The sequence below is a fragment of the Extensimonas soli genome (genome assembly GCF_029211265.1).
Classification (GTDB): domain Bacteria; phylum Pseudomonadota; class Gammaproteobacteria; order Burkholderiales; family Burkholderiaceae_C; genus Extensimonas; species Extensimonas soli.
Genome location: NZ_JARGEL010000044.1, coordinates 1 through 2,421, shown reverse-complemented (window position 1 = coordinate 2,421; position 2,421 = coordinate 1). Strand labels below are relative to the sequence as shown.

At 64.0% G+C, this 2,421-nt stretch carries 2 protein-coding genes; one reads left to right on the top strand and one right to left on the bottom strand.

Translation table 11 applies throughout. The annotated features are described in order from the left end of the window. Nucleotides 1-139 precede the first annotated feature (139 nt). Nucleotides 140-2,095 carry a ferritin-like domain-containing protein gene (locus tag PYV55_RS16065; RefSeq protein WP_275853243.1) on the top strand — a complete coding sequence of 652 codons (1,956 nt, stop codon included), beginning with the start codon at nt 140-142 and terminating at the stop codon, nt 2,093-2,095. On the opposite strand, the gene PYV55_RS16060 is transcribed toward PYV55_RS16065, so the two are convergent. Continuing rightward, nucleotides 2,092-2,298, bottom strand: a complete 207-nt coding sequence (locus PYV55_RS16060; RefSeq protein WP_275853240.1) for a hypothetical protein — start codon at nt 2,296-2,298, stop codon at nt 2,092-2,094. The two genes, PYV55_RS16065 and PYV55_RS16060, sit on opposite strands and share 4 nt — an antisense overlap. Between the last annotated feature and the right edge of the window lie 123 nt (nt 2,299-2,421).

Genomic DNA, 2,421 nt, shown 5'->3' with positions numbered 1-2,421 from the left:
GCCCATGCCACCCATGCCGCCACCACCGTGGTCGTGGGCCGGGGCTTCCTTCTTCGGCGCCTCGGCCACCATGGCTTCGGTGGTGATCATCAGGCCCGCGATGGACGGAGCGTGTGGGAAGGGCGTAGGCTACTGCCCCATGGAAACGCCGCCGCTCCTGCCCACGCGCGAACAGCTCATCCACGCGCTCTACGAAGCCGCCGAGCTCGAGCACAATCTGATGTGCACCTACCTCTATGCGGCGTTCTCGATAAAGGACGAAACCGAGGTCGATACGCCGGAAGAGGCGGCCGCCGTAAAACGCTGGCGCCGCGCCATCCTCGACGTCGCCATCGAGGAGATGGGCCATCTCGCCGCCGTCTGGAATATCACATCCGCCGTCGGCGGCGCGCCGGGCTTCGGACGCGTGAACTTCCCAATCGATCCCGGTTATCTGCCGGGGGGCATCGTCGTGAAGCTCGCGCCGTTTAGCGAGGATGTGCTCCAGCACTTCATCCACCTCGAACGCCCGATCGGTTCGCAAGAGCCAGATGGCAAGGGCTTCGAGCACCCGCGCGACTTCACCCGCAATCCGCCAACGCCGCGCCTCACGCCGATGGTGTTCGACTACCAAACAGTGGGCGAATTTTACGAAGTCATGCAAACCGCGCTCGACTACATGTCGAACAAGCTCGGCGACAGCGAGCTGTTTAGCGGCGATCCGGCGCTCCAGCTCTCTGAGAACGAGGTCGTTCTCGGCGGCGCCAAGGCAGTGCTGTGCGCGAAGACCGCTAAGCTCGCTTGTGAATCCATCATCACACAAGGCGAGGGCGCGTCTGAAGAAAGCGAAGGCTCGCACTTCTGCCGCTTCCGCCACATCCGCGACGAACTGGCTGAGTTGAAGAAGGCCAATCCGCATTTCGTGCCGGCGCACGCCGCTGCGGTGAACCCTGTGCTCCGTCGTCCGCCGCAGCCTGAAGGCCGCGTCTGGATCGAGGACGAGCAGGCCGCGGCCATTGTCGATGTCGCCAACGCGGCCTATCAAACCATGCTGCGGCTGCTGGCCTATTCCTACAACGTGCCTGGCCCCAGTGCTGAGAAGTCTCTCGCCGTCGATCTTGGCATCGATTTGATGAAGGCGATGACGCTGCTTGGCGAAAGCGCCGCGCGGCGCCCTTCCGGCAGCGTCAAGGGTTGCAACGCCGGCGTTTCGTTCACCGCACTGCGCGATTCCGGCATGTTGCCGCGCGGCGCCGCCGCGCGCCGATTTTTCATCGAACGCATGGCCGAGCTGGAGAAGGGCGCATCGCGCCTCGATCAGAATGATCACCGCGTCGCGCGCGCGACCGGTCTCATCCGTGCGCTGGCCACACGCGCGCGGCGTTTTGCCGAGATGAGCGACGTCCCGGTCGCGGCGCAAACCAAGCCAGCGTCATCACCGCAGGCAACGCCCCCGGCGCCTGCAGAGCTTAGCGCTGGCGTGGATCTCATCGACGGTGAGAGCGTTCAGATCGTCTATCACGGCAAGCTCTGCATCCATTCGCGCTTCTGTGTCACCGGCGCACCGAAGGTGTTTCTCGCCAATGTCGAAGGGCCGTGGATTCATCCAGATCAGATGAACGCCGAAGAGCTCATGGCGGTGTCGCGAGAGTGTCCCTCCGGCGCCATCCGTTATCGCCGCAAGGATAGCGGTCCCGAAGAGCACGCGCCGCCCGTCAATCTCATCCGCGTGCAGGAGGGCGGTCCTTACGCCTTCCGCGGCGACCTCAGCATCGACGGCGCCGATATTGGTTTCCGCGCCACGCTCTGCCGCTGCGGCGCATCAAAGAACAAGCCGTTTTGCGACGGCTCCCACCACGGCATTCATTTTGACGCCTCTGGCGAACCGCCGACCGGCGACCAAACCGCCATGCTCGAAGTCCGCGACGGGCCGATCGAAATTACGCCGGCGCTCGATGGACCGCTCATGGTGCGCGGCAATATGGAGATCATTTCCGGCACCGGCCGCATGGTCGCGCGTATGCAGGCGGCGCGCTTCTGCCGCTGCGGACAGTCCAACACCAAACCCTTCTGCGACGGCACGCACGCGAAGGTCGGCTTTAGGTCCGGGTCTTAGTCTTCAGAAGGGACGCGCGACCGGAGCGCGTCGTTTCCGATACGCGCGCCGTGAAACTCCGGCGTAGATGTTTCAGCCTCAAGCGGTTCGATCACCACAGGCCCATAGGCCTGCTGTTCCGAACTGGCGCAGCCGTGCAGCGCCATCACGGCAAAGGTAAGCGCCACAAGCACGGCGAGGCCGGCGAAAGATTGTTGAGCCATGGAAAACGTGAACCCGGGGGGTATAGGAAGTTCAACCGCCCTTTTTGGCGAGTCTGGCGGGTAGGAAGCGGCCACGCAAGCGCCGCTTTGGGCACAGATCGGGCACAGATCGGGGGTTCATGC

Excerpts from the sequence above, each read along its gene's own strand:
- PYV55_RS16060 (WP_275853240.1), bottom strand. The coding sequence starts at position 2,298 with ATGGCTCAACAATCTTTCGCCGGCCTCGCCGTGCTTGTGGCGCTTACC.
- PYV55_RS16065 (WP_275853243.1), top strand. The coding sequence starts at position 140 with ATGGAAACGCCGCCGCTCCTGCCCACGCGCGAACAGCTCATCCACGCG.